This is a genomic window from Pseudomonas onubensis (assembly GCF_965653655.1).
Taxonomy (GTDB): Bacteria; Pseudomonadota; Gammaproteobacteria; order Pseudomonadales; family Pseudomonadaceae; genus Aquipseudomonas.
The window spans coordinates 37122-43745 of the sequence record NZ_CBFHAZ010000049.1; the positions used below are offsets into that span (position 1 = coordinate 37122).

A 6624-nucleotide genomic window follows, 5' to 3' on the forward strand; every position below is an offset into this window, starting at 1 on the left:
TGTTTTTCCTCTCAGGCTTGGAAACGACGAATGGAAAACGCTTCGATGGGTTGGCGGCTGGCGCCTGTGCAGACGATCTCTGCCAGGGCTTCACCGACGGCGGGGCCGAGCTGGAACCCGGCGCCGGCAAAGCCGAAACCGTGGAGCAGGCCAGGTTGGGTGCTGCTGGGGCCGATCACCGGTTCATGATCGGGTAAGTAACCTTCGGTGCCGCTCCAGGTACGAATCGCCTGGGCACCCTTGAGAAACGGGTACAGCTCGCCGGCATTGCGCAGAATCTCCAATACCGCCGCTTGCCCGGGGCGCGCTGTCAGCGGGCCAAGGGCAAAACCACGGCCGCCGCCGAGGATGCAGTTGCCACGCGCGATTTGGCGCGCATAAATACCGCCGCCTTCAACGCCGGTGCTCACGTTCATCACCACCGGCAGCGGCTCGGTCACCAGCATCGCCGGGTGTGCCGAGGTAATCGGCACCGGCTCGCCAAATTGCGCGGCGAGCGTGCCGGCCCAGGCGCCGGCGCAGTTCAGCAACCACGGCGCTTGCAGGTGCAGGCCATTGGCGCAGCGCACCTGGAAGCACTGGCCGTCATGTTCGATCTGAGTCACTTCGGCCTGCTCGTGCACCGCCGCGCCAAGGCGCTGCGCCGCACGGGCGAAAGCGGGCGACACCAGGCGCGGGTTGGCATGCCCGTCTTCGGGGCACAGCGAGGCGCCCACCGCGATGTCACCCACCCACGGGAAGCGCGCACGCAATTCGGCGTAATCCAGCAGTTGCAAGCCCAGGCCAAAACCACGGATCTGTTCGGCATAGGCTTGCAGCGCGGCGAAATCCGCATGGCTGCGCGCCAGTTTCAAATGCCCGGAGCGCACGTACTCGCCGTTGATGCCGATCAACCCCGGCAGGTCGGCCCACAGCTCATGGGCGCGTTGTGAGAGGGGCAGTTGATGCAAGGGGCGGCCTTGGCGGCGCACACCGCCGTAATTCACGCCGCTGGAGTGCGAGCCGCAAAAGTCCCTTTCCACCAAGGCCACACGCTGGCCTTTTTGCGCGAGCATCAGGGCCGCCGATGCGCCGACGATGCCGCCGCCCAACACGATCACGTCGATCATGGCTGCACCTGCACGCCAAACGGCAGCGGCTTGATCGGCGCCTGACCGCGCAGGCGGCCAACCTCGTGTATAGCGCGACCGCTGCGCTCGGCCACAATCTCTGCTGCCGCCAGCCCGCACATGCGGCCCTGGCAGCGGCCCATGCCGACGCGGCAATGGGCTTTGACCCGGTTGATTTCCCAGTGGCCTTCATCGACGACGGCGCGCACGTCGCCGACGCTGACTTCTTCGCAGCGGCACAGGATTAACTCATCCGGCGCCTGTGCAGCCCATTGCTCAGGGAAAGGGAACGCGGTTTCCAGGCCATGGCGAAAGCGCTGGATACCCGCCAGTTGCTGCTCAAGCAGCGCTGGGCGAAGCGGATCGATGGCAGTGCCTGAATCTTCCAGGACCGCCAACGCCGCACGTTCACCGGCCATTTGCGCAGCGTCGGCGCCCATGATCCCGGCACCGTCGCCGGCCAGGTACACGCCGCTTACGCTGCTGCGCCCGGCACTGTCGCGCTGTGGCAGCCAGGCGCGGTTCAAACTGTTCCAGGCAAATTCACAGCCGAGCAAATCCGCCAGTTGCGTCTCGCTGCGCAGCGCATGGGCGAACGCCACGGCATCGCATTCCAGCACCTGCTTGCCCCAGCGAATGCCACGCACCCGTTGCTCGCCGTCGATCTGCTGGAGCGTCGTGCCCTGATACACGCGAACCCCATGGGCAGTGAGCCAGGCACGGTAATAAATGCCTTTGGCCAGGGTCGCCGGTTGCCCCAGCAGCGCCGGCAAAGCACGGCACTGGGCACTGAACGGCGCGCTATCGAGCACCGCCACCACCTTGGCCCCGGCCTTGGCGTATTGGTAGGCGACCAGATACAGCAACGGCCCACTGCCACACAACGCCACGCGCTCACCAATGGCACAGCCCTGATACTTCAACGCGATTTGTGCCGCGCCCAGGCTGTAGACACCGGGCAAGGTCCAGCCCGGCACTGGCAGAATGCGGTCGGTGGCGCCGGTGGCGACGATAATCCGGGCGTATTCCACGCTTTCGGCGTGGCCGTTATTCAACATGTCCAGGCGACCGTCCTCGGCATTCCACACCAGGGTTTCGGGCCGGTAGTCGATCAGCGGCGCCAATTCATCCAGTGTGCGGTGTACGGCCGTAGCCTTGCCCGCCTCAAAGCCATACAGTTGCTTGGCCGAGCGCTGAAAATTAGCCGGTTGGCGCCGGTAAATCTGCCCGCCGCCGCGCAGGCTTTCATCCACCAGGCACGGCTTGATGCCATGGTTCAGCAAGGTACGCGCCGCGCTGATGCCCGCCGGGCCTGCGCCCACAATCACGATCGGTTTCATGCCTGACGCCCCGGATCGCGGCTGATCGCCTGGCCCTCTTGCAGCAGCGTCGAACACGCCCGCACACGGCGCCCATCCTCCAGCCGCACCCAGCAGTCCTGGCACGCGCCCATCAGGCAGAAACCGGCGCGGCGTTCGGCGCTGAAATCGCTGCCGCGCAGGTGCTCGGCGCAGGTCAATATGGCGGTGAGCAAGGTGTCGCCCAGCAAACCGCTGGCTGGTTTACCGTCGAGGGTGAAGGCCAGGGCAGGGCGCCGGGTTTCGACCAAGCGTTTGAACAAGGCCATCAATGTTTCCCCACCAGTACGCGGTCCAGGCCATACACCCGGTCGAGCAGGATCATGGTGGCTGCGGTGAGTGCAATCACCAGCGCCGAGACCGCCGCCATCATCGGGTCGATGGATTCGGTGGCGTACACGTACATGCGCACCGGCAGGGTTTGCGTGGCCGGCGAGCTGACAAAAATAGACAGCGTCACTTCATCGAAACTGTTGATGAACGCCAGCAACCAGCCGCCGGCCACGCCCGGCAGAATCATCGGTAAGGTGATTTGGCGGAACAGCGTAAAACGCCCGGCACCCAGCGACTCGGCGGCTTGCTCGGCACTGCGATCAATACCGATAGCCGCCGCCAACACCAGGCGCAGCACATACGGCGTGATGATCACCACGTGCGCAAGCATCAGCCAAGTGAAGCTGCCATTCACGCCCATCAGCGCAAACAGACGCAGCATCGCCACGCCCAGCACCAGGTGCGGGATGATGATGGGCGACAGGAACAACGCACTGAAAAAGTTGCGACCAGGGAACTGATAGCGGCTGATCGCCAAGGCGGCGGGCACTGCAATCAGGGTTGCCAGGGTGGCGGCGGTAAATGCCAGGATCAGGCTGTTGTAAAACGCCTGGATAAAGTCGGCACGCTCGAACACTGCCCGAAACCAGCGCAGCGAGAAGCCCGAGGTGGGCAGGCTCAAGGTGTTTTCCGGGGTGAAGGCCACCAGGCACACCACCACCAGCGGCGCCATCATGAACAGCACCACCAAACCATGGAAACCGAGTGCCAAAGGACCGTTTCTGGACATGCGCTTAAACCCCCAGGGACTTTTTGTAGCGGCCTTCGACCATGCGGTTCCAGCTCAGCATGATCAGCAAATTGACCAACAGCAGCACCACCGCAATGGTCGCGCCCATGGGCCAGTTGAGTTCCGAGAGGTATTGGTCGTAGACCACGGTGGCGACCATTTTCAGGCGGCGTCCGCCGAGCAGGCCGGGGATCGCAAACGAACTGGCAGCCAGGCCGAACACGATCAAGGTGCCGGACAGCACGCCCGGCATCACTTGTGGCAATACGATCTTGCGCATCACCGTGGCCTGGCTTGCGCCCAGCGACAACGCCGCCTGCTCCGCCGACGGGTCGAGCTTTTGCAGCGAGGTCCACACCGGGATGATCATGAACGGCAGCATCACGTGCACCAGTGCAATCACCACGGCGAACGGCGTGTACAGCAGTTTCACCGGGCGCCCGCCGAGGAACTGAATGACTTGGTTGACCAGCCCGTCGGCGCCGAGCAACAAGCTCCAGCCGAAGGCGCGCACCACCACCGAGATCAGCAGCGGCGTGAGGATCACAATCAAAAAAATCGAGCGCCACGGCGTGCCCATACGGCTGAGGATGTAGGCTTCGGGTACGCCGATCACCACGCACAGCAGGGTCACCAAGGCGCTGATCCAGAAGGTGCGCCAGAAGATCTCGTAGAAGTACGCATCGCTGAACAGCGACAGGTAATGCGCGAAGGTCCACTCATCAGCCTTCACGCCCACCTGGTAGTCGAACACGTTGAACGACAGCACCAGGGTCATGAACAGCGGCAGGATCAGCAGGCCGCTGAACAGCAGCAGGGCCGGCAACGACAACAGATAACCACGGCTCATGCGCGCACCTCATCCGCCGCCAGTACGCGCAGCAATTCGGCGTGCCAGTCCAGGCCCACCGCCGCGCCGCAACCGAGCGGCGCGCTGCCGTCGTTGCTGCGTACCACGGTGATTTCGCCCAGAGGCGTCTGGATGCGGTAGAGCCATTGGCTGCCGAAAAAATAGCTGTCGAGGACCTTGCCTTGCAGGCGGCCTGAGCCGGCATCCACCAGCTGGATTTTTTCCGGGCGCAGGCTCAGTACCAGTTCGCCGTCGCCGCCGATATGCCGCACTTGCGCAGTGCCGAATTCGTCATAGTCACCCGCCAGCAGATTGGCCTTGCCGACAAAGTCCGAGATAAACCGCGTACGTGGGTGTTCGTAAAGTTTGTAGGGCGCGTCGATCTGGGTCACGCGCCCGGCCTGCATCACCACCACGCGGTCGCTGATCGACAGCGCTTCGGCCTGATCGTGGGTGACCATCAAGGTAGTGATGCCCACGGCGCACTGGATGCGGCGGATTTCAAACTGCATTTCTTCGCGCAGGTTGGCATCGAGGTTGGACAGTGGCTCATCCAGCAGCAGCACGGGCGGCTCGATCACCAGCGCACGCGCCAGGGCCACACGTTGGCGCTGGCCGCCGGACAACTCGCGCGGGTAGCGCTCGGCGTGTGGGGCCAGGCGCACCAGTTCCAACACGGTTTTAACTTTGCTGGCGATCTCGGCGGCCGGCACTTTGCGCATCTTCAGGCCGAAGGCGACGTTGTCGCGCACGCTCATGTGCGGGAACAGTGCGTAGCTCTGGAACACCACGCCCAAGCCACGGCTGGCGGGTTTGGCGTGGGTGATGTCGCGGCCGTCGAGCAGGATCTGCCCGCCGCTCACGTCGACAAAGCCGGCGATCATTTGCAGGGTGGTGGTCTTGCCGCAGCCTGATGGGCCGAGCAGGGAAACGAACTCGCCTTTTTCCACTGCAAGGTCGGTGGCGACCACAGCATCGACGGCGCCGTAGCGTTTGCTCAAGGCGTTGAGTTGGAGAAAAGCCATGTCTGCGTTCCACCTTTTTTGAGTCGCGTCGAAACGCGCTTTTTTGTTTTGGGCAGATGCGAAAAGAGTGTTGCGGGTGCGTTGGCGCTCGATCTCAAGTCGGCTGCCAGTTGTTGTTCATTTCGCCCCTGTGGACGCAGATTAGGACGAAGACTAGGATGGGCGGAAGATGGAATTTCACTGAACGGACTATTATTTTCAGTTTTATTCATTCAGCAGAATTACTATCGAGATTACGTGTTATGGATTCCACTGAGCGGAATGTAAACGCTAAGGAAGTCGGCGCGGGCAGCGTCTCGCGTCTGTTTGCGTTATTGCGCACGTTGGGCGAAGTGCCCGAAGGCGGCGAACGCGTAACCCAGCTCGCGCAGCAAGTCGGTCTGTCGCAACCCACTACGCACCGCCTGCTGCGCAGCCTGATGGACGAAGGCATGGTTGAGCAGGATGCGCGCAGCAAGCGCTACCGCCTGAGCCTGGAGTTCTTCGCCCTGGCGGCCAACGCCGGCAAGACCGGCAACCTGCGCGCCCTGGTGCGCCCGAGCATGTTGCGCCTGAGTGCGTCATTGGGGGATTCGCTGTTTCTGCTGGCGCGCAGCGGCTTTGATGCGATCTGCCTGGACCGCAGCGAAGGGCCGTATCCGATTCGCACCTTCACGGGCGATATTGGCGGGCGTGTGGCGCTCGGCGTGGGGCAGGGCAGCCTGGCGATTCTGGCGTTCTTGCCGGAGGAGGAGCGTGAGACGGTGATTCGCTACAACCTGCCGCGCCTCAAGGATTTTCACCTGTATGACGAAGTGCTGTTGCGCTCCGAGGTCGAGAATGTACGGCGCCTGGGTTATGCCGCGCGTAATACCGGCGTGCTCGAAGGCATGGCCGGATTGGCGGTGCCGATCCTGAATCGGGATGGACACGCGGTGGCGGCCCTGAGTGTGGCGACCATCAGCGACCGCCTGGGGCCGAGCCGGTTGCCGATGGTGGTGGAGTTGCTCAAGCGCGAAGCGGCGGCGATCGGGCCACGGATTAATCCGTTTGATCCGACGTTGCGGCGGCCGTCGCAGACCTTTGGTGGCTAGCTGATCTCAACCCAATGAAAAGCAGCTCTTCAGTGCATGCAAATCCACAGTCGACCTCATATTCAAAACTGTATGAGGTCAACTGTGGGAGCGGGCTTGCTCGCGAATGCGGTGGGTCAGTGACAGATGAATTAACTGACACACCG

At 63.1% G+C, this 6624-nt stretch carries 7 protein-coding genes; 1 reads left to right on the forward strand and 6 read right to left on the reverse strand.

The features are described from left to right. Positions 1-11 precede the first annotated feature (11 nt). Genes ACTD9P_RS17025 through ACTD9P_RS17050 form a run of 6 tightly spaced genes read right to left on the reverse strand, consistent with a single transcriptional unit; the run spans position 12 to position 5405 of the window. Positions 12-1109, reverse strand: coding sequence for an NAD(P)/FAD-dependent oxidoreductase (locus tag ACTD9P_RS17025; RefSeq protein WP_438868605.1), 1098 nt, complete (start codon positions 1107-1109; stop codon positions 12-14). Further along, on the reverse strand, positions 1106-2449 hold the full coding sequence (locus tag ACTD9P_RS17030; protein WP_438868606.1) for an FAD/NAD(P)-dependent oxidoreductase: 1344 nt from the start codon (positions 2447-2449) through the stop codon (positions 1106-1108). The genes ACTD9P_RS17025 and ACTD9P_RS17030 overlap by 4 nt, the downstream gene beginning before the upstream one ends. Then, positions 2446-2736, reverse strand: coding sequence for a (2Fe-2S)-binding protein (locus ACTD9P_RS17035; RefSeq protein WP_438868607.1), 291 nt, complete (start codon positions 2734-2736; stop codon positions 2446-2448). Before ACTD9P_RS17035 ends, ACTD9P_RS17030 begins: the two co-directional genes overlap by 4 nt. Continuing rightward, the gene (locus ACTD9P_RS17040) at positions 2736-3530 is read right to left on the reverse strand and encodes an ABC transporter permease (protein WP_065932095.1); all 795 of its coding nucleotides are present in this window, start codon (positions 3528-3530) and stop codon (positions 2736-2738) included. The genes ACTD9P_RS17035 and ACTD9P_RS17040 overlap by 1 nt, the downstream gene beginning before the upstream one ends. A gap of 4 nt (positions 3531-3534) precedes the next feature. Then, a complete protein-coding gene (locus ACTD9P_RS17045) occupies positions 3535-4380 on the reverse strand; it encodes an ABC transporter permease (protein ID WP_138815124.1) in 846 nt (281 codons plus the stop codon). Next, the gene (locus ACTD9P_RS17050; protein ID WP_438868608.1) at positions 4377-5405 is read right to left on the reverse strand and encodes an ABC transporter ATP-binding protein; all 1029 of its coding nucleotides are present in this window, start codon (positions 5403-5405) and stop codon (positions 4377-4379) included. The genes ACTD9P_RS17045 and ACTD9P_RS17050 overlap by 4 nt, the downstream gene beginning before the upstream one ends. 242 nt (positions 5406-5647) lie before the next feature. On the opposite strand from ACTD9P_RS17050, the gene ACTD9P_RS17055 reads away from it, so the two are divergent. Then, positions 5648-6478 (forward strand): IclR family transcriptional regulator, encoded by an 831-nt coding sequence (locus ACTD9P_RS17055; RefSeq protein WP_438868609.1) that lies wholly within the window; start codon positions 5648-5650, stop codon positions 6476-6478. Positions 6479-6624 lie beyond the last annotated feature (146 nt).